This is a genomic window from Colwellia sp. 6_MG-2023 (assembly GCF_030547765.1).
GTDB lineage: Bacteria > Pseudomonadota > Gammaproteobacteria > Enterobacterales > Alteromonadaceae > Colwellia.
Map to the genome: position 1 here is coordinate 17,413 of NZ_JAUOPP010000022.1, position 20,969 is coordinate 38,381.

Annotated in this window: 16 protein-coding genes; 6 read left to right on the forward strand and 10 right to left on the reverse strand. The window is 37.6% G+C overall.

Translation table 11 applies throughout. The features are described 5' to 3' along the window. Window positions 1-12 precede the first annotated feature (12 nt). A complete protein-coding gene (locus Q4503_RS13905) occupies window positions 13-1,131 on the forward strand; it encodes a beta-ketoacyl-ACP synthase III (RefSeq protein ID WP_215971979.1) in 1,119 nt (372 codons plus the stop codon). A 95-nt stretch (window positions 1,132-1,226) separates the two neighbouring features. On the opposite strand, the gene Q4503_RS13910 is transcribed toward Q4503_RS13905, so the two are convergent. The 10 genes from Q4503_RS13910 to leuS form a co-directional block, all read right to left on the reverse strand. Then, window positions 1,227-2,423, reverse strand: coding sequence for a serine hydrolase (locus tag Q4503_RS13910; protein WP_303602628.1), 1,197 nt, complete (start codon window positions 2,421-2,423; stop codon window positions 1,227-1,229). 158 nt (window positions 2,424-2,581) lie between these two features. Further along, window positions 2,582-3,430: a septal ring lytic transglycosylase RlpA family protein gene (locus Q4503_RS13915; RefSeq protein ID WP_252727369.1), complete on the reverse strand. Its 849-nt coding sequence runs from the start codon at window positions 3,428-3,430 to the stop codon at window positions 2,582-2,584. 131 nt (window positions 3,431-3,561) lie between these two features. Then, window positions 3,562-4,677 (reverse strand): rod shape-determining protein RodA, encoded by a 1,116-nt coding sequence (gene rodA, locus Q4503_RS13920; protein WP_215971982.1) that lies wholly within the window; start codon window positions 4,675-4,677, stop codon window positions 3,562-3,564. Next, window positions 4,667-6,640, reverse strand: coding sequence for a penicillin-binding protein 2 (gene mrdA, locus Q4503_RS13925; RefSeq protein WP_215971983.1), 1,974 nt, complete (start codon window positions 6,638-6,640; stop codon window positions 4,667-4,669). Before mrdA ends, rodA begins: the two co-directional genes overlap by 11 nt. Window positions 6,641-6,754: 114 nt before the next feature. Beyond that, complete coding sequence (rlmH, locus tag Q4503_RS13930; RefSeq protein ID WP_215971984.1) at window positions 6,755-7,225, reverse strand: 23S rRNA (pseudouridine(1915)-N(3))-methyltransferase RlmH; 471 nt, start codon at window positions 7,223-7,225, stop codon at window positions 6,755-6,757. Between the two features lie 17 nt (window positions 7,226-7,242). After that, window positions 7,243-7,566 (reverse strand): ribosome silencing factor, encoded by a 324-nt coding sequence (gene rsfS, locus Q4503_RS13935; RefSeq protein ID WP_215971985.1) that lies wholly within the window; start codon window positions 7,564-7,566, stop codon window positions 7,243-7,245. Between the two features lie 116 nt (window positions 7,567-7,682). Next, a complete protein-coding gene (gene nadD / locus Q4503_RS13940; RefSeq protein WP_303602629.1) occupies window positions 7,683-8,354 on the reverse strand; it encodes a nicotinate-nucleotide adenylyltransferase in 672 nt (223 codons plus the stop codon). 75 nt (window positions 8,355-8,429) lie between these two features. After that, a complete protein-coding gene (gene holA / locus Q4503_RS13945; RefSeq protein ID WP_215971987.1) occupies window positions 8,430-9,494 on the reverse strand; it encodes a DNA polymerase III subunit delta in 1,065 nt (354 codons plus the stop codon). A gap of 36 nt (window positions 9,495-9,530) precedes the next feature. Beyond that, entirely contained in the window at window positions 9,531-10,079 is a 549-nt protein-coding gene (gene lptE, locus Q4503_RS13950; protein WP_252727370.1) for an LPS assembly lipoprotein LptE, read from the reverse strand. Window position 10,080: 1 nt separating this feature from the next. Continuing rightward, entirely contained in the window at window positions 10,081-12,723 is a 2,643-nt protein-coding gene (gene leuS / locus Q4503_RS13955; RefSeq protein WP_303602630.1) for a leucine--tRNA ligase, read from the reverse strand. Window positions 12,724-12,935: 212 nt separating this feature from the next. On the opposite strand from leuS, the gene Q4503_RS13960 reads away from it, so the two are divergent. The 5 genes from Q4503_RS13960 (at window position 12,936) to xdhB (ending at window position 20,967) form a co-directional block, all read left to right on the forward strand. Then, window positions 12,936-13,421 (forward strand): zinc ribbon-containing protein, encoded by a 486-nt coding sequence (locus Q4503_RS13960; protein ID WP_215971989.1) that lies wholly within the window; start codon window positions 12,936-12,938, stop codon window positions 13,419-13,421. A gap of 118 nt (window positions 13,422-13,539) precedes the next feature. Beyond that, window positions 13,540-15,933, forward strand: coding sequence for a Lon protease family protein (locus Q4503_RS13965; RefSeq protein WP_215971990.1), 2,394 nt, complete (start codon window positions 13,540-13,542; stop codon window positions 15,931-15,933). 246 nt (window positions 15,934-16,179) lie between these two features. Then, window positions 16,180-16,638 carry a thioredoxin family protein gene (locus Q4503_RS13970; protein ID WP_215971991.1) on the forward strand — a complete coding sequence of 153 codons (459 nt, stop codon included), beginning with the start codon at window positions 16,180-16,182 and terminating at the stop codon, window positions 16,636-16,638. Window positions 16,639-17,117: 479 nt separating this feature from the next. Next, complete coding sequence (gene xdhA / locus Q4503_RS13975; protein ID WP_303602631.1) at window positions 17,118-18,578, forward strand: xanthine dehydrogenase small subunit; 1,461 nt, start codon at window positions 17,118-17,120, stop codon at window positions 18,576-18,578. Further along, window positions 18,571-20,967: a xanthine dehydrogenase molybdopterin binding subunit gene (gene xdhB / locus Q4503_RS13980; RefSeq protein WP_303602632.1), complete on the forward strand. Its 2,397-nt coding sequence runs from the start codon at window positions 18,571-18,573 to the stop codon at window positions 20,965-20,967. The genes xdhA and xdhB overlap by 8 nt, the downstream gene beginning before the upstream one ends. Window positions 20,968-20,969 lie beyond the last annotated feature (2 nt).

Genomic DNA, 20,969 nt, shown 5'->3' on the forward strand with positions numbered 1-20,969 from the left:
TGAGAGAATTTTATGTCTGTTGTAATTAGTGGGACGGGGTTATTTACTCCTCCCGAAAGTATTTCCAATGATGAGTTAGTCACTTGTTTTAATCGTTATGTTGATCACTTTAATAGTAGTAATAAACAAGCTATTGAAAGCGGTGATATTACTGCGCTAGCTCATTCGAGTAGCGCTTTTATTGAAAAAGCTTCAGGTATCAAAAGCCGTTATGTTATGTCTAAGTCAGACATATTGAATATTGATGTTATGAGACCGACATTTGTTGAACGTCCCAATAACGAATTATCCTTACAAGCCGAAATTGGTGTTGCTGCAGCGAAACAGGCTATGGCTGCAGCCAATAAAACCGCGGCAGATATTGATCTTATTATTGTTGCTTGTGCTTATACACAGCGCTCTTACCCTGCTATGGCGATAGAAATACAGCAAGCGCTAGGCTGTTCAGGTTGGGGATTTGATATGTTGGTTGCTTGTTCTGCGGCAACCTTCGGGATTATCAATGCGGCTAATGCTATTCGTAGTGGTACAGCTAAAACCGTATTAGTGATTAACCCTGAAATACTGACACCACAAATTAACTATCGCGATAGAGATAGTCACTTTATTTTTGGTGATGTTGCTACTGCATCTATTGTTGAAGACTCTTCTACTGCGACAGGAGAGCATCAGTTTAAAATCATTGCAGAGCAGCCTATTACACAATTTTCAAATAATATTAGAAGTAATATTGGTTACATGAATCAATGTAGCCCTGACACTGAGAATGATGTGGATAAATATTTTATTCAGCAAGGTCGAAAAGTATTTAAAGAAGTACTGCCGATGGTATCGAACCTAATAGCATCGCAAATGGATAAGGTTGGCTTAGCACCAGAAAATATTAAGCGTCTTTATTTACACCAAGCTAATATTAATATGAATAACTTTATTGGTAAGAAGGTCTTAGGTCGCGATCCTACTCCTGAAGAAGCTCCTATCATTTTAGATGAGTATGCTAATACAAGTTCGGCAGGTTGTATTATTGCTTTGCATAAGCATCATGATGGTTTCAATTCTGGAGATAAAGCAGTGTTATGCTCTTTTGGTGCAGGTTATTCAGCGTGTTGTTTAATCTTAGAGTATGTTTAAAGACAGTGTAAAATGAAGTAGACATTAAAACAAAAAAACCACAGGTTATATATTACCTGTGGTTTTTTTTTATGTAAATTATTTAAGTAACGTTTTTATTCAAAAAACTGTGCAAAGAATAATTTAATGTAATCAACAACTTTAGAAAAGAAACTACCTTCATTAACTTCTTGTAGCGTAACCAGTGGGTATTGTGCAATCTCTTCATTTCCTAACTGTAGGAACAATTTACCAACAATTGTGCCTTTAGCTATCGGCGCTTTCAATTGTTGATCTAATTCAAATGTTGCTTCTAAATTCTTACGTTGACCACGAGGGATAGTAATAGGAATATCCATGGTTATGCCTAAATCTACTTCTTTCTTGTCACCCATCCAAATACGGTTAGTGGCAAACACTTCACCAGCTTGGTATGGCGTGAATGTTTCAAAGAAACGGAAACCATAATTAAGTAACTTTTTACTTTCTACTTTACGTGCACGCTCGCTTTCAGTACCCATTACTACGGTAATAAGACGCATGTTGCCTTTTGTTGCCGAGGTGACTAGGCTATAGCCAGCATTTGATGTGTGGCCTGTTTTCATGCCATCTACATTTAAGCTTTTATCCCATAACAATGAGTTACGGTTATATTGCTTGATATTGTTGTATGTAAAAGACTTTTGTTTATAAAGAGCATATTCATCAGGTACGTCACGAATGATTGCACCTGCTAAAGTTGCCATATCGCGAGGTGTAGTCATATGTGATGAGCTATCTAAACCATGACTATTCTCAAAAAATGAACTCGACATACCTAATTGCTCAGCATGAGCATTCATTAAATCGGCAAAAGCACCTTCACTACCGGCAATGTGCTCTGCCATAGCTACACAAGCATCATTACCTGATGCAATAATAATCCCTTTATTCAACAGTTCAACTGAAACTTCTGTGCCGACCTCAATAAACATTTTTGATGAGTCAGGGAAGTTTTTTGCCCAAGCATTTTCGCTGATTGTTACCTTATCATCATTGGATATGTTACCGCTTTTTAACTCTTTTCCTATGATATAACTTGTCATCATTTTGGTTAAACTGGCAGGTGCTAGTTGCATATCAGCATTGCTTTGAGCAATAACTTTGCCTGTAGTGAAATCCATTAAAATATAGCCTTTAGCATTAATTTGTGGTGCTTCAGGAATAATTGTTATTGCATGACTTATCGATGAAAAAGCTAAAGTCGTTCCAAGTAAGGAAGTTGATATTACTTTGAAAAAATTACGTATGATATTTTTTGATTTTATAGGCATAATTATTTAATGTTAGGTTCGATAGAGTGATGAATTAATATAAAGCTAGAGGAAAGTATAACAGCTCTAATTTACATGGCTATGGTTGATATTAAGTAAATTGTAAAAATCGATTTACAATTAGTATTAATATCTTAACGGTTGCATTATTTTGTCTATTATAAAGCCTTTAAATAGGCATTTGGGTAGCTACCTTTTTTTAGTTCTAGCAAGAGGTTATTTAAGGTTGTTGTATTCGCTATAGGGCCTATTTGAATGCGATATATACCGTTTTCTTTAGGAAATTTAACTGTTTGAGAATATTTAGCTGAGATTTCTTTCGCTATTGTTTGTGCAAGTTCATGCTTACTCGTAGCAAAGACTTGAATATGATCTTTTTCTTTCGTTAGTGACTTTTCAAGTAAATGGTCAGCAATGGTTTTACTGACGACTGGCTTGGCTTCAGCTTCTTTTTTGGGGATAGGTGGGCTCATTGCTGTTACCTTCTCTCCAAATTCAGTAATCGCACTGATTTTTACTTCTGCAGTCCCACTTGTTAGCATATCAAGCTTATAGGCTGCACTGTAGGATAAATCAATAATACGATTTTGATGAAAAGGTCCACGATCATTGACACGAACAATAACTGATTTATTATTCGCAAGATTAGTGACTTTAAGATATGTCGGTAAAGGCAAATGTTTATGTGCTGCACTCATGGCATACATATCATAAATTTCGCCATTGGACGTTAAATGACCATGAAATTTATTACCGTACCAAGAAGCTGTGCCGATTTGTTCAAAATTTTCTGCACTAGGTAATACTTTATAATTGATACCACGTACTTGATAGTCTTTATTCCCCCCTCTACTGTATGGCTCGGCACGTGCAATAGCATCTTGTTGTTCGCTTTGGTTTGGCAGTCGAGTTGGGATACTATCGTGCTTATCTTGATAACGGCCATTACTACAGGATGCGACGAGAAGCACCGAAATAATTAAGAAAAGTGTTTGTAGAATTCTCATGAATTGACTCATTGTATAAAACGTTTGATTGTTATAGTTGCAGTATATTTATTATGGTTTTAGTAAAAAGTAATATCTTATGTTCGCTGTTAAGCTATGTTGATAATAAATTAAGACGAAATAACTGAATATTATACATGAAATCGCCTATGTGTACTGATAGCCATAAGCATGCCAAAACCGGCGAGCAAAGTCACCATTGAAGTACCTCCAAAACTAACTAAGGGAAGTGGTACGCCAACCACTGGTAATAAGCCTGATACCATACCTATGTTTACAAAGACATAAACGAAGAAGGTTAAAGTTATGCTACCGGCTAATAACTTTGTAAATGCATCTTGAGCATGCGTAGCAATCCATAACCCGCGCATTACAATAAGTAAGTATACTGCGAGTAATATGCCGACGCCAACTAAACCAAACTCTTCGCTGAAAACGGCAAAAATAAAGTCGGTATGTCGTTCAGGTAAGAATTCGAGTTGTGACTGTGTACCTTGTAACCAGCCTTTACCGGTAACGCCGCCTGAGCCAATTGCTATTTTAGATTGAATAATATGGTAGCCTGAGCCAAGCGGGTCTTGTTCAGGGTTTAAAAAGGTCATTACGCGTTGTCTTTGATAATCTTTCATCAAAAACATCCATAAAATAGGAGCAAAAGCTGAGCCTAAACCAACACATACACCAATGAGTTTCCAGCTTGCACCAGCAAGGAATATGACAAAAATACCTGAGCTAGCGATTAATAATGATGTGCCTAAATCAGGCTGCTTAGCAATCAAAAGCGTTGGCATTAATACTAAAATAAAAGCGAAAAACATCGTGGTTTTTTTTACGGGAAGACTTTCTTGGCTAATAAACCAAGCAATCATAATAGGGACAATGAGCTTCATTATTTCAGATGGTTGAAACTTCATAAAACCTAAATCTAACCAACGCTGTGCCCCTTTACCTACATGGCCAAAAAGTAATACGGAAACGAGTAATAATATTCCTATTACAAAAACAGGTACTGCCCATTTTTTATAGGAGAGGGGAGGAATTTGAGCAACGGCTACCATAACAACTAAAGCAACGCCTAATCGAATCGCTTGACGGTAAACTATGTCTATATCTTGCCCGCCAGCACTGTAGACAATAAATAATCCTAGTGCCATAAGTGATAATATGCCGAGCAGTAAAACTAAATCGATATGCAATTTTTGCCATATACTATAGGTTTGTTCTTGCGCTTCGTTATTATTCCGCATGACTAGTGCTCAAATTGTGTTGTAATGGCGAGTGAGTATGGTGATGAGCAACATCATCTGTATCGATAGTTGAACTTCCATAGCTAGATGCAATTTCTCTGTTGCCAAAGTACTGATCCATAATTTGTCTTGCTACAGGGCCTGCATTGGTGCCACCGCCACCTTTTGAAACGTTTTCTATTGCCACTGATACGACTATTTCAGGTGCATTATAGGGAGCAAAAGCGATAAACATTGCGTTGTCTCGTTGATTTTCTTTTGTTTTTTCTGCATCATATTTTTCGTCTTGTTTAATACGCGCAACCTGTGCTGAACCGGTTTTTCCTGCGGCATCATATTTTGCACCTTTAAATGGTGCATGAGCTGTTGCGCTAATTTCTTGAACTGTTCGGTGCATAGCGTTAAGTATTAAGTCCCAATGCTTGTCATTTTTTAGTACTAAAGGTGCTTGCTCTTCATAAATGACTTCTTCTTCAATATCTGAGTCTCTGCTGCGTTCTTTAGTTGATTTAAGCAAGTGTGGTACTCTGCGTTTGCCGCGATTTACTAAGGTTGTTAATGCTTGGGTTAATTGTAATGGGGTAACGGTCCAATAACTTTGTCCAATACCAACCGACAAGGTTTCACCTGTATACCAAGCTTTATTGTAGCGAGCACGCTTCCATTCGACACTAGGCATGATACCGCTACTTTCTTCATGTATATCAATGCCAGTGTAATCTCCAAAACCAAAGCGTTCCATCATGGTACTAATTTTGGTGATACCGAGCTTAAAAGCTAAATCAAAAAAGTAGATATTACAGGATTGCTCAATTGCTTTATTTAAGTCAACCCAGCCATGGCCCCACTTTTTCCAATCACGGTATTTATTAGGTAAACCTTTAAGTTGATACCAGCCAGGATCCCAAACTCGGGTTTCAGGTGTAATAATACCTTCTTCTAACCCTGTTAATGCTAAGAAGGGTTTTACTGTTGATGCTGGCGGGTAACCTTGCACACTTCTATTAATTAGGGGTAAATCTTTTGAATTACGTATTTTATTCCAATCTTTAGTGCTAATACCATGGACAAATAAATTACCATCGTAACTAGGGTTAGAGTACATTGCTAAAATATCGCCTGTACGTGGATCCATCGCAACTACCGCACCACGTTTTCCTGCCAGAGCACGTTTAGCGATCATCTGTAACTCAATGTCGAGTGTTAACGTTAAGTCCTTACCTGGTGTTGGCGGTTTATAATCTAATGTTCGAATAACTCGACCTCGACTATTTACCTCAACTTCTTGATGGCCGATGGTACCGTGCAGAATATCTTCATAATATTTTTCAATACCTAGCTTCCCTATGCCATGCGTTGCTGCATAGTTTTCAGACTTGCCATCAATTTCAAGTTGATTAGCATCTTTACGATTTATGCGTGCTACATAACCTAAGTTATGTGTTGTTAACTTACCAAAAGGGTAATAACGTTTTAGCCGAGCATCGACAAAAACACCGGGGAATTTATGCTGATTAACGGAGAAAAGGGCAACTTGTTGCTCGCTTAAGCGAGGGTGTAACTCTATTTGTTTGAAGCGGCGTTTACGTTTAACCGATTTGAAAAAGCTTTTTTTTCTATCATCACTTATGTTAAGTAACGTACTAATTTCGTCGATACTCTCTTGTAAATTTTCAGTTTGCTCAGGTATAACTGCTAGGCTGTAAACTGGTTTGTTATCAGCAAGAATGACACCATTTCGATCATAAATTAGACCGCGATTCGGGGCAACAGGTAATAGTTTTATTCGATTAGAGTTAGAACGTGTTTGGTATTTTTCGAATGAATTTACTTGCAGTGAATAAATATTATTAAACAATATTAATATAAGTATTAATACACCCATAAATATAATAAAGGTACGGCGAGCAAATAAGTTTGCTTCTGCGCTATGATTACGCATCGTAATACGACGTTTAGCCACAATTATTTCCTTTAAGCCATACTATTTTAGCAGCGAATATATTTTTATTAGCACACTTATTGTAAATAATTTTATAAAGAAAGCTTTGTCCAGCTATACAATAAGTCGTCACAGCTATTCTCTATGATAAGGGTGATTAGTATTAACGCTCCAAGCGCGATACAAGCTTTCAGCAATGAGAATTCTTACCATAGGGTGTGGTAAGGTTAATGACGATAAAGACCATTTTTGTTCACTGGCTTTGATGCAAGCAGGAGATAAGCCTTCTGGACCACCTACCAATAATGCGACATCTCTACCGTCAAACTGCCAACGTTCAAGTTGTTTGGCAAGTTGTGGCGTATCCCAAGGTTTACCTTCCACCTCTAAAGTGACTATTCGGTTTCCTTTGGGAATAGCGTTGAGTAACTGCTCACCTTCTTTTTCTAAAATACGGGCAATATCTGCATTTTTGCCACGCTTTCCTGCTGATATTTCGACTAACTCAAATGGTAAGTCACGAGGAAAGCGACGAGAATATTCGCTAAAGCCCTGAGTGACCCAACTAGGCATTTTGGTGCCGACGGCATATAAAGTTAGTTTCATTATTAAGCCCAGCTAAATTATTCTTCTGCCCATAACTGTTCTAAATTATATTTATCGCGTTCTTCATCTGTCATCACATGAACGATAATATCGCCTAAATCAACTAATGACCATTCACCAACATCGTTACCTTCTATTCCTCGAGGAGCAGAGCCAGCAGCGCGACATTCCATTGCAACAGATTGGGCGATGGATTTTACGTGACGCTTTGAGTTACCTGAGCAGATAATCATATAGTCAGCAAAACTTGCTTTATTAGTAATATGAAGAGAAACAATATCTCTTCCTTTCATATCATCAAGTTTTTCTATAACAAATTTATTAAGTTCTTCAGTTTGCAAGGTTGTTCTTCCTAGAGTTAGGTTTATTGTTAAGCTCGGTATTAAAGCACCGATAATAGCTGCGTTAAAATACGCACCATATAAGTTGGTAATAGTAACACTTTTTGATGAAGCCGTTAACGATAAAGCATATTTTTGTTGATTAAATCTAATACTTTTGGATTTAATAACTTTTGGCAGCTCTGTTTATTAATTAAACGTTGTCTTATTTCACTAGAAGAAAGGTTGATATTTAAGTGTTTTTCATTGTTTGGTAGGCTGCAAGGGAGTAATAAAATACCGCCATATTTTTTTTGTTTCAATGCATGTACATCCGAAACTTGGTGTTCATTGAGTAGTATTTGAGTCGCGTGGTTGAGGTTCTCTAGTTGATAGTTTGGTCGGGTATTTACCACTAAATGACAAAGCGATAATATTTCTTGATACTTATGCCATTGCGTAAAAGTTAATAAAGAGTCTAGGCCCATGATGAAATATAAACGTGAATTGGGATATGATAATGCTAATTCTTTTAAAGTATCGACAGTATAAGAATAGCCACTACGGTGTAATTCGCGTTCATCACAACTAAAGATAGATTCACTTTCACAGGCTAACTTTACCATGGTAGCTCGTTGTTTGGCGCTGACATTAGGCGTTGCTTTATGAGGGGGAATGCTTGCAGGAATAACTAGCACTTTATCTAATGACAAATGCTCCGCGACTGCCTTGGCGGGTAAAGTATGACCAAGATGAATGGGGTTAAAGGTACCACCTAAAATGCCAATATCATTCACTGTTCTTTGCACTCACATTTGCTGTATTTATCATCTTTTACTCTTTATCTTCTTTATTCTACTTAACTAGCTTAAGTTAAATGTAGATTAACCATATTCATAGTTCAGTGAAAAGTGCTGAGTAGTCTCGCCGTGATAAAGTGTGATACATAGATCTGCTAATAATATAAAAGCGTTAAATTCACTGCTTGTTTTACTGATTAAATCAATATCGGCCAGTCGTGACACCGCTCGTTTGGCATTTTTCAAGCTTATATGTGTTAGTGCATGCTGATATAAAGGTTTACGTTTATCCCAAATACGATATTCTTTATATAAGTCATTGAGTGGTGTTCCTTGTGCTAACTTACTTAGCATGGTGTATAACTGGCTAACTTCTTTGTGAAAGACCCAAATTATTTGTCCGGTAGCTGCGCCTTCCTGTTGTAACTGATCCAACATCACAACGCACTTTTTGCAATTACCTAGTAATAATGCATCAATAATTTGAAATGGATTAAACTTAGCCTGTTTGGTGACTAGTTTTTCTGCTTCATTTAAACTAATTAGTTGATTATTAGTCGGGAATAGTAGTGAAAGTTTCTGCAGCTCTTGTTCTAGAGCGGGTAAATTTCCCTCGCATAGCTCAATTAATAATGACGATAATTCAGGTGCTAGGTTGATATTCAAGTTTCTTGCTTGCTGTTGTAGCCATCGAGGTAGGCTTTTGGTATCAATATCATATATTGGCAGGTAGCAGCCTAGTTGGGTGAAGGTTTTAAACCATTTTTTATTCGCACTAGGTCCATCAAGTTTAGGGCCATGAAAAATAAACACGACATCTTGTAATGCGACATTTTTTTCAATCACTTCACTCAATGCAAGTAAGCTTTTATTACCATGATCTCCAATCTTAACCGTAGTTAACTCTACTTCAATAATACGTTGGTTAGAGAATAAGCTCATTGATTGATATTCATCAATAAGCTGCTGCCAATCAAAACTATTATCACTAGTAAAGCGAATTACTTCACTAAAACCTTGTTGCAAGGCATGATTTCTAATTGTTGCTAAGCTATCATTTTTTTGCCAAGGCTCATCCCCAAAAACCAACCACACCGGTTTAAAGCCTTGTGTTAGTGTTTGCTGTAGTTGGTTGTGGTAAATCTTCATGGATGCCTTGTTTTAAATTAGCGAAAATTGTCGATGCTATCGTTGAATTCTTGCCATATCTCGTAAAATTTTATCGGCAGCAGACTTTCTCATTTCGCTTAACAATAGTGATAACTCTCGAGATTTTGCTAATGCTAGATTAGGATCATCTTGGTAGTCTCGGTTTAATTCAAAGCTGAAGTTTTGAGGCTCTTCAGGTGCTTCACCATCTGCAGAGCCAAATTGTAACTGATAATGAACTGTATAAATGAGTTCATATTCAGCTACTTGACCGTTTTGAAATACTGATAAGGTTCTTCTATCTAGCGTATCAGAGAGTATGCGCAGTTCAGGCTTTTGTGCACTTTTATATTTTAGTACATTAACCTGGTTGCGCGAAAGGTGTTGTTTTAACAAGCGGGTCAACTCCCCATGTACATCACTAGAGCTTACGTATAAGGTTTGCAATTCATCACTAAGCAAATAATCACCACGCAGATGGAAGCCACAAGCGCTTAAAAAGCTAGTGGACAATATTACAAGAAAAATACAACTCCGTTGCTTAATAGCCCGACGGCTTACATACTGCATTAGTGAAAAATTCATCTTAGTTAGCCACTATATTCAATAATTTACCAGGTATATAGATAACTTTGCGAATAGTGTTACCTTCAGTAAATTTCAGTACATGTTCATTGTTTAAGCCTAGTGCTTCAACGGTCTCTTTAGTCGCATCAGCAGCAACGGTAATTTTTGCACGTAATTTACCATTTACTTGAACAATAATTAATTTCTCATCTTCAACTAACGCGCTTTCATCAACTACAGGCCATTGTGCATTTTCAACCGCGTTGTTGTTATCAACCTCGGTTTGTTGCGTTAATTGGTTCCATAGGTAGTGACACATGTGTGGTGTAATAGGTGTTAACATAATAACTACCGCACGAAGCGCTTCAAGCATTACTGCTTTGTCTTCATCAGTGGTCATTGGTGCCTTAGTTAAATGGTTCATTAACTCCATTATGGCAGCTATTGCCGTATTGAAAGTATTACGACGACCTACATCATCCGTTACTTTAGCAATTGTTTTATGTAGTTCACGACGGAGTTTTTTCTGGTCAGCATTCAAGTTAATATTATCGACTGCTGTTGACTCTCCATTTATCTCAATAAAGTCATGTACCAGTTTATAAACACGCTTAACAAAACGGTGTGCTCCTTCAACGCCTGAATCAGACCATTCTAATGTTTGCTCTGGTGGTGAGGTAAACATAATAAATAAACGCACAGTATCTGCGCCGTATTTATTAATAACTTCTTGTGGGTCAATACCGTTATTTTTAGACTTTGACATTTTACTCATGCCAGCAGAAATAACGGGTTTTCCATCAATATTACTAATGGCAGAGGTTACTTGACCTTTTTCATCACGCTCAACGGTTACATCGGTAGGTGCAATCCATTCTTGTCCGCCATTATCAGCTTCTCGATAATATGTATCTGCTAGCACCATGCCTTGACATAATAATTTTTTGTAAGGTTCGTCGCAATCAACTAAACCAACATCGCGTAGCAATTTATGGAAAAAACGAGAATAAAGTAAATGTAAAATAGCGTGTTCAATACCACCAATATATTGATCCACTGGCAGCCAATAATTTGCTTTAGCTGGGTCGATCATTTGAGTATCATCGTTTGGTGAGCAATAACGTGCGTAATACCATGAAGATTCCATAAAGGTATCGAAAGTATCAGTTTCGCGTAAAGCTGGTTCACCATTGAAGGTCGTTTTTGCCCATTCAGGATCATCTTTAATAGGTGATGTAACGCCATTCATTACTACATCTTCTGGTAAAACAACAGGTAACTCATTTTCAGGCACTGGCACTGACTCACCATTTGCAAGGTTAATCATTGGAATTGGTGTACCCCAATAACGTTGACGCGATACACCCCAATCACGTAGGCGGAAGTTAGTTGTTACTTTTCCTTTGTTTTCGCTAGCTAACTTTTCGCTTATTGCAGCAAATGCTTGGTCAAAATTCAGTCCATCAAACTCGCCAGAATTAATTAGAATCCCTTTTTCTGTAATCGCTGCTTTTTCTATATCGTCTTCCGCTTCTCCATTTTCTGCTGAAGTAGTCACCACCTGAATTATTTCAAGACCATACTTTTTAGCGAATTCATAATCACGTTGATCATGACCAGGAACCGACATTACCGCACCAGAGCCATAATCCATTAGAACAAAGTTAGCTGCCCAAACAGGGACTAATTTACCTGTAAGCGGGTGAATAGCTTTAAATCCAGTATCAACACCTTTCTTTTCCATCGCAGCCATGTCAGCTTCTGTGGTTTGGTTGCCTTTACATTCTTGAATAAAGTCTGCTAATGCTGTATTGCCTTTTTCTGCATTATTTTTTGCAGCAATTAGTGCTAATGGGTGCTCAGCAGCTAAGGCGACATAAGTAACGCCCATTAAGGTATCAGGACGTGTAGTGTAAATATCAAAGCTTTCTTGTTTACCTTCAACTAAGCCATCAACTTGAAAGGTCATATCAACGCCTTGTGAGCGACCAATCCAGTTACGCTGCATCGTTTTAACTTGCTCAGGCCATCCTGTTAGTTGATCTAAGTCATCAAGTAATTCTTGTGCGTAACCGGTAATTTTTATAAACCATTGAGGAATTTCTTTCTTTTCAACGATTGCGCCAGAGCGCCAACCGCGGCCGTCAATGACTTGTTCGTTTGCTAATACGGTTTGATCAACCGGATCCCAATTTACCGTGGCATTTTTCTTATAGACTAGGCCTTTTTCATACAGCTTAGTGAAAAACCATTGTTCCCAACGATAGTAATCTTGTTTACAGGTTGCTAATTCTCGTCCCCAGTCATAGCCAAAACCTAAAGATTTTAGCTGGTTGCGCATATAGTCAATGTTTTGATAAGTCCATTTTCCTGGTGCGCTTTTATTTTTAATCGCGGCATTCTCAGCAGGTAAACCAAAAGCATCCCAACCCATAGGTTGCATTACATTTTTGCCTTGTAGGCGTTGATAGCGAGAAACTACGTCACCTAAGCTGTAATTACGTACATGTCCCATATGTAAACGGCCACTAGGGTATGGGAACATGGCAAGACAATAGAACTTTTCTTTGCTGTCATCTTCAACAGCTTTAAATGTATCGTTTTCAGTCCAAAATTTTTGTACTGATGCTTCAATCAATTGGGGATTATAAATGGCTTCCATTAGGGGGTCTCTAACGCTATTTTAGATGTTATTGTAGGGTGTTTAATCTGCTTGGATTATAATAAAAAACAGGTGGAACACGCAATAAACTTGAGTTTAAATTATCGTGATAGAATACCTTATCTAGCGTGCTAACAACAAGCTTATATTGGCAATTTTGTCTATACTGTTAGTAAGTGTATTCATAAATATAATGAGAAAAGGAAAAGGTAATGGCAAATCAAAAAGACTATCTTGTAGAAATTTACCAAGATCTCAGTAATTGGCTGGAAGAAATGACTGAGTCACAAAAGCCAAAAGTTATTGAATTAGTGAAGCAAGCGAAATTATATGCCAAGGCAGCTGAAGAGATGTCAGAGGAAAAAGTAAATCAATTTACAGATAACTTAAAACACGATTTACATGATTTTTATTTGCAAAATCAATCAGAGGCTAAGGATTCTACTTATTTAGGGTTACTCAATGAAACACTATGGTCGACGCTTGCTCAATTAACCGATAAGTCGCAAGTTGAATGGGCTGAATTAGTGGAAGATTTTGAGCATGATGGATTATACAAAGTGGGTGATTTTATTGGTTTTGGTGAATTGGCTTGCCAACAATGTGGTGATAAACAGCATATTGTGCATTTTAGTGAAGTGACGGAATGTGTTAAATGTGGTGGAGATAGCTTTACCCGTTTACCATTAGATCCTTAAAGTATCTTTAAGCTAGAGTAAGCATTTATATTGTTAGCTAAGCGCTTAACTAGTACACTAACGCTATAGCTTTATCTCGCTTGCTCTATTTTAAAAAGTAATATTCTCAAGGACATACATGATAACAACACCTGCTTTGCAGTGTAAAATTACTGCTGAACAACTTAGCTCTACTCTATCTGCCAAACTTTTCTCTCAAAAAAAAGATGCTAGCGAAATAAAACAAATTTTTGTCGGCCACGAGCGGGCTAAAGAGGCATTAGATTTTGGTCTTTCAATGTCGTCTGTAGGCTTTAATGTGTTTGCTATGGGAGAACATGGCATAGGAAGACAAACATTAATTAAGCAGTTGTTAGCTAAATTAGCAAAAGAACAAGCGACTCCTGTTGAGTGGTGTTACATCAATAACTTTGATGAAAGTCATGCACCTTATAAACTTTACGTTAATCCAGGTGATGGTAAACAGTTGTTATCACGCATGAATAAGTTTATTGATGAATTAATGGATTTATTCCCTGAAATTTTTGATAACCCAGGCTATCAACGATATAAGTCTGCTATCGATCGTGATTTTAATAAAAAATATGATGAAGCTATTTCTACTGTTGAAAAAATAGCGCTGAAAAACAATGTTTCCTTATATGAAGAAAATGGCGAAGTAGGTTTTGCTCCTTTAGTTGATGGTAAGCCATTAAATGATAAAGAATTTGCTAATATTAATGAAACTGAAAGAGCTCAGTTTTATAAATTGCTAGGCGAATTAGAAATTGCACTGGCTGAACAATTAATTGAGTTGCCATTATGGAAACGTGAATCATCAGATTTATTACGTAAACTGAAAATTGAAACGGCAGAGCAAGCAATAAAACCCTATTTACAAGAACTAGAACAAGAGTTTAGTGAAAATGCAGGGATATTAAAATACCTCAGCAAGGTTAGTAATCATGTCGTTGATGTATCGTTAGAAATTCTAGTCAATAATGAAGATGATGCACCTAATGATAAAGAACTGCGTAAACTTATGGTTGAACGCTTTTTACCCAATTTATTAGTGCCTAGAAATGAAACTGATGGCGCACCTGTTGTCTATGAGCAAAACCCAACATATCAAAATTTATTTGGTCATGTAGATTATTCTAGCTTTCAAGGCAGTACTTATACTAGTTATCGATTAATTCGTCCTGGCGCATTACATAAAGCGAACGGTGGTTATTTATTACTTGATGCTGATAAGTTATTAACACAGCCTTTAGTATGGTCTCGTCTTAAGCTGGCGTTGAAAACTGGGCAAATAACAATAGAGAATCCTTACTCAGAGTTAAGCCAACCTGGTTCGTACAGTTTACAGCCTGAAAAAATACCGCTAAGTGTAAAGGTTATTTTATTAGGTGATGCTGAAATCTATTACACTCTGCAAGATTACGATCAAGAATTTACCGAATTATTCCGAGTATTAGCTGACTTTGATCGTCATTTAGAGAAAACAGATCATAACTTAATTGCTTTCGGTAATTTGATTCGTCAACGTGCATTTCAACACAATTATCCTGAAATTGATGATGAAGCAGTACTTGAGCTTGTTCGTTACTCGTTAAGACGAGCTGAGCACCAACATAAAATTTCTGCCAATATTGTGCAAGTAAATGACTTATTAGATGAAGCGAACTATTGGTGGAATAAAAGTGGTGCAAACGGTACTTTAAAGTCTGAGCATGTTGCTATGGCATTAGCAGCTAAAAAACGTCGTACAGGAAGATTAAGCGAAACTTGGCTTGATGAAATTAAAGAGCAACAAGTACTAATTAATACGGAAGGTGAGTTCATTGGAAAAGTAAATGGCTTAACAGTATTAGAAATTGGTGATAGTGTTTTTGGTACTCCTGCACGTATCACGGCAACCGTTTATGCTGGTAGCCAAGGTGTAACTGATATTGAGCGTGAAGTTGATTTAGGTAAATCTATTCACTCTAAAGGTGTTTTGTTGTTAACAGGGTATTTAGGGCATAAGTATGGTCAAAGTTTTCCTGTCGCTATTTCGGCTAATATTGCCATTGAACAATCTTATGGTCATATCGACGGGGATAGTGCCTCAATGGCAGAGCTGTGTGCATTGATTTCAGCGGTTACTTTATTACCAATAGATCAAAGCTTAGCTATTACGGGCTCTATTAACCAGCATGGCGAAGTGCAATCAATTGGCGGCGCTAATGAAAAAATAGAAGGTTTCTTTCAACTTTGTAAAGATAAAGGATTAACTGGCAAACAAGGCGTTATTATCCCCAAAACCAATGTTATTAACTTAATGTTAAATAACGAAGTTATACAAGCGGTGGAGCGTGGTGAGTTTTCAATTTATGCAGTAGAAACGATTGATCAAGCATTAGAGTTATTAATGAAAAACACGGCAGGCGTAATGAATAGTACAGGTCGTTATCCTCGACAATCAATTCATGGATTAGCTTTAGAGAAGCTATCTCATTTTGCTCAACTGTTAGAAGGTGAAGAGGAATAACTTTTTCGTTATTTTAAAAGCCTAAAGTCGTCATCTTGAACTTGATTCAGGGTCTTAATTACGGTGTGTGTACTCTATGAGATTCTGTATTAAGTGATCTACGGAATGACGACTGATTTGTTATCTTAAAACTTGAACAACACATACTTTACAACTAATTTTTTTATAAGCGAGTATCCTTTCTTTATTCACACCGTACTAAATATTGGGTATAGTCGTTAAATTACTCATTTTAAAAGTAACCTTATGTTTAAAAAATTAATTTTATTGTGTGCTTTAAGTATGCCATTGCTAGGTTGTGTCGCTAATGCACCGTTTTCGGGCGGTATTACAACTGATGTACTGTTGAACGATTATGATAAATTTAGCGAGCAATACAAAGCGTTTACGCCAACAGCGCAAGATATAGCATTAATGCAAAAGTTAAAAGGCAAAGAGCTTATTGTATTATTTGGAACATGGTGCCACGACAGTGAGCGAGAAGTGCCAAAACTAATTAAGTTACTTGAAGAGTCTAAAGTAAAGCTTGCAAGTATTAACTATGTAGCTGTGGATTACGATAAACGTGATGCTGGCGGTATAGCAGAGGCGAACGATTTACAATACACCCCTACGTTTATTGTTAAACAAAATGGTAAAGAGCTAATTCGGGTAATTGAAAAGCCAACGGGCTCATTGGCGCAAGACTTAACTCAGAGCCTGTAAATGCTACTTGCTCATATCACTCCTGTAACTTTCTCGTGATCCTGAACTCTAAGTCGTCATTCTGAGCTTGATTCAGGATCCCAATCGTTATGCTGCGTAGTTGATGGATTCGTTATCCTAACTACTATTCAACCATACTATTAGGGTTCCGTATTAAGTGATCTACGGAATGATGACTGATTTGTCACCCTGAACTTTAAAACAACCTTAATACCGACTATATTTTTATTATAGTGTCACTAAATTAACATAATCTTATTTTATAAATAACAATAAATATAGGTGCTACAAATGAGGTGTTCACTACTATTTGTATATTTTTCATTGTGTTAACTTTAATGAGAATAACAATAATAATAGTGTTTAACTAATTGATAGGGTATAAGTGAAAAATTGACACTTGTGTCAGTTTTTCACTCTGGTATATTGAGACCATTACCGCTTGTCTCGAAAAGTAACAAGGAATTACGGAAAAGATTATGATAAATAATACCGTTCGTTTTTTATTTAAAAATAACGTTGTCAGTATAGAGAATATAGACCCTAATATAACTGTTTTACAGTATCTACGTGAAATACAGTTTAGTACTGGTAGTAAAGAAGGTTGTGCTTCTGGAGACTGTGGTGCTTGTACTGTCGTTGTTGCTGAGTTAGATAGTGACAACACGGGGCAACTTCATTATAAATCAATTAATTCATGTATTACTTTTGTCGGTAATTTACATGGAAAACAATTGATTACGGTAGAAGATTTAAAAGAGAACAATAACTTACATCATGCTCAGCAAGCACTGGTTGATAATCATGGCTCTCAATGTGGCTTTTGTACACCCGGCTTTGTTATGTCTTCTTTTGCTTTACATAAGCATAATCAAACACCAAGTCGTGGGGAAGTACTAGAGGCGTTAGCGGGTAATTTATGCCGTTGCACTGGCTATCGTTCAATTATTGAAGCTGCTATTACCTCAAGTGTTGGTAGTGATGAAGACTCTTTCGCTAAACATTATCAAGAAACTGTTGCAACGCTTACTGAGCTACAAAAGTTACCAGCACCTAGCTTAGCGGGTGATGGTCATCAGTATATTTCTCCTTTAACTATCGATGAATTGGCATATGAGTTAACTGTAGAGCCCGAATCAACATTAGTGGCTGGTGGTACAGATTTAGCGCTTTCAGTGACTCAAAATTTAGCAACCATTAATAAGCTGGTTTATGTCGGTAATGTTGATGAATTGATGAACATAGAAGAAACAGAGTCTGAAATAGTGATTGGCTCAGCACTGCCATACAGTAAATTCATCGATACATTACACCATTATTATCCTGATTTAGGTGACATGATTGAGCGTATTGGCTCTAAGCAAATACGTAACACAGGTACATTAGGTGGCAATATTGGTAATGCATCACCTATTGGTGACATGCCTCCAGCATTAATTGCTCTTGGTGCCACCATGACATTACATCTTAATGGTGTTGAACGCACAATACTGGTGGAAGATTATTTTGTTGATTACAAAAAAACAGTGCTTAAACCATCGGAATTTATCAAATCAATACAAATTCCTAAGCCTGCAGTAGGTCAAACTTTGAAGCTTTATAAAATATCTAAACGTATTGATGATGATATTTCAGCGGTACTAGCAGCCTTTTTTATTGAAGAGTCAGCGCAAAAAATCACTACTGTTCGCTTAGCTTTTGGTGGCATGGCTGCCACACCTAAACGAGCATCTTTGGCTGAAAAAGCACTATTAGGTAGCAGCTTTACTAAGGAATCTGTTGAACAAGCAAAAGTCGCATTATTAACTGATTTTAATCCAATGTCTGATGTACGCGCATCAGATAAGTATCGTATGAAAGTTGCGCAAAACCTGATTGAGAAGTGCTACCTAGAGCTGCAAAGTCATGTGATAGAAACACGGGTGGTGAATTATGCGTAGTCTTATTGATGTAGCAAAAGCGAATACAAACAAAGTACATAAAAATACTGATGCAAACCTTGTTAATGGACAAGAAAATGTTGGTTTAGGTGGTGTCGGTCGGTCTAAAAAGCATGAAAGCGCAGAGAAGCATGTTGCTGGTGAAGCTATTTATGTCGATGATCGACCTTCATTACGCGGTGAATTACATGCTGCGGTTGGTCAATCTACTCACGCTCATGCGAATATTCTTTCGATAGACTTATCTGCCGTAAAAAAAGCCGAAGGTGTGGTTGCGGTAATCACTGTTGACGACGTTCCTGGGCATACAGATATTGGTCCGGTATTTCCTGGTGATCCCGTTTTAGCTATTGGTAAAGTAGAGTTTGTTGGTCAACCTATTTTTGCGGTGGCGGCCACTAGTTATGACTTAGCGCGTAAAGCGGTCAAGTTAGCAAAAATTGAATACCAAGCGCTTGAAGCCGTATTAACTGTAAAAGATGCTTTAGCAAAACAGAACTTTGTTCGCCCGCCATTTACGATGAAACGTGGCGATTCTGACGTTGCTATTGCTGATGCGGAACATCAATTATCAGGCGAGATCGTTGTTGGTGGACAAGAGCATATGTACCTTGAAGGTCAAGTGTCTACTGCGGTACCAACAGAAGATGGTGGCATGGAAATATTCACTTCATCACAGCATCCTAGCGAAGTACAAAAATTAGTCGCTGAAGTGTTAGCTATTCCATTAAATAAAGTTTTAGTGGATATGCGCCGCATGGGTGGTGGTTTTGGTGGCAAAGAAACGCAAGCTGCACCTTGGGCATGTATTGCCGCCTTACTTGCCAATGAAACTAAACGACCTGTTAAATTCAAGTTAGGTCGTATGGATGACATGATCATGACGGGCAAGCGTCATCCCTTTGAAAATAACTACCGGGTTGGCTTTGACAACAATGGCCAAATTAAGGGAATTAATATTGAAGTGAATGGTAATTGTGGCTATTCACCTGATTTATCTGATGCAATTGTTGATAGAGCAATGTTTCATTCAGACAACGCTTACTTTTTAGATCAAGCAACCGTTACAGGTAATCGATGTAAATTAAACACGGTGTCTCATACCGCTTACCGTGGTTTTGGTGGGCCTCAGGGCATGATGACCATTGAAATGGTTATGGATGATATTGCTCGTCATCTAGGTAAAGACCCGTTAGAGATTAGAAAAGTAAATTTGTACGGTGATATTGAACGTAACATGACTCATTATCATCAAAAGGTAGAGCATAATAATTTATCTGAAATAATTGAGACACTTGAAGCAAGCTCTGACTATCAATTACGTCGTCAAGCCATTACAGTGTTTAATGCTAATAGTCCTATTTTGAAAAAAGGCATAGCCTTAACACCGGTAAAGTTTGGTATCTCATTTACAGTGCAGCATTTAAATCAGGCTGGCGCACTCGTACATATTTACACTGATGGTACTATCCACTTAAATCATGGTGGTAGTGAAATGGGGCAGGGTCTCAATACCAAAGTGGCACAAATTGTTGCCGAAGAGTTTAAAGTAAATGTGGATACTGTGGCTGTTTCTTCTGCCCGTACTGACAAAGTACCCAACACCTCTCCAACGGCAGCATCTTCGGGAACTGACTTAAATGGTAAAGCCGCAGAAGCTGCAGCTAAAATTATTAAACAACGTTTAATTGATTTTGCTTGTGAAAAATATCAAGTTTCAGCATCGCAAGTTATATTTGAAAACAATAATATTGTGGTAGGTGAGCAAACGTTTAGTTTTGCAGAGTTTTGTCAGATTGCTTATATGGGCCGAGTATCTTTATCTTCTACTGGATTCTATAAAACGCCTAAAATTCATTTTGATCGCGCCACAGCTAAAGGTCGTCCGTTCTTTTATTATGCAACCGGTGCGGCAGTATCTGAAGTGATAATCGATACGTTAACAGGTGAATATAAAACGTTACGTACCGATATATTGCAAGATGTAGGGCATTCAATTAACCCTGCTATTGATATTGGACAAATAGAAGGAGCGTTTATTCAAGGTATGGGGTGGTTAACCACTGAAGAGTTGATGTGGAATGAGCAAGGCCGTTTGCTGTCAAATAATCCGGCTACTTACAAAATACCTGCGATTAATGACACACCGCAAGACTTCCGTGTGACCTTGATGCCTGACGCGCCTAATCGCGAGCATACTATTTATAACTCTAAAGCCGTAGGGGAGCCGCCGTTTATGTTGGGCATGTCGGTTTGGTGTGCATTGAAAGATGCTATTTCAAGTATTGCTGATTATAAAATTAGTCCTGAACTTGATACGCCAGCAACCCCAGAACGCGTGCTTTGGGCTGTTGAAGCAGTAAAAGCACAGTCATCAGCAACAGCTTAACG

Excerpts from the sequence above, each read along its gene's own strand:
- xdhB (WP_303602632.1), top strand. The coding sequence starts at position 18,571 with ATGCGTAGTCTTATTGATGTAGCAAAAGCGAATACAAACAAAGTACAT.
- leuS (WP_303602630.1), bottom strand. The coding sequence starts at position 12,723 with ATGGAAGCCATTTATAATCCCCAATTGATTGAAGCATCAGTACAAAAA.
- Q4503_RS13970 (WP_215971991.1), top strand. The coding sequence starts at position 16,180 with ATGTTTAAAAAATTAATTTTATTGTGTGCTTTAAGTATGCCATTGCTA.
- holA (WP_215971987.1), bottom strand. The coding sequence starts at position 9,494 with ATGAAGATTTACCACAACCAACTACAGCAAACACTAACACAAGGCTTT.
- Q4503_RS13910 (WP_303602628.1), bottom strand. The coding sequence starts at position 2,423 with ATGCCTATAAAATCAAAAAATATCATACGTAATTTTTTCAAAGTAATA.
- Q4503_RS13965 (WP_215971990.1), top strand. The coding sequence starts at position 13,540 with ATGATAACAACACCTGCTTTGCAGTGTAAAATTACTGCTGAACAACTT.
- rodA (WP_215971982.1), bottom strand. The coding sequence starts at position 4,677 with ATGCGGAATAATAACGAAGCGCAAGAACAAACCTATAGTATATGGCAA.
- Q4503_RS13960 (WP_215971989.1), top strand. The coding sequence starts at position 12,936 with ATGGCAAATCAAAAAGACTATCTTGTAGAAATTTACCAAGATCTCAGT.
- rlmH (WP_215971984.1), bottom strand. The coding sequence starts at position 7,225 with ATGAAACTAACTTTATATGCCGTCGGCACCAAAATGCCTAGTTGGGTC.
- lptE (WP_252727370.1), bottom strand. The coding sequence starts at position 10,079 with ATGAATTTTTCACTAATGCAGTATGTAAGCCGTCGGGCTATTAAGCAA.
- Q4503_RS13905 (WP_215971979.1), top strand. The coding sequence starts at position 13 with ATGTCTGTTGTAATTAGTGGGACGGGGTTATTTACTCCTCCCGAAAGT.
- xdhA (WP_303602631.1), top strand. The coding sequence starts at position 17,118 with ATGATAAATAATACCGTTCGTTTTTTATTTAAAAATAACGTTGTCAGT.
- Q4503_RS13915 (WP_252727369.1), bottom strand. The coding sequence starts at position 3,430 with ATGAGAATTCTACAAACACTTTTCTTAATTATTTCGGTGCTTCTCGTC.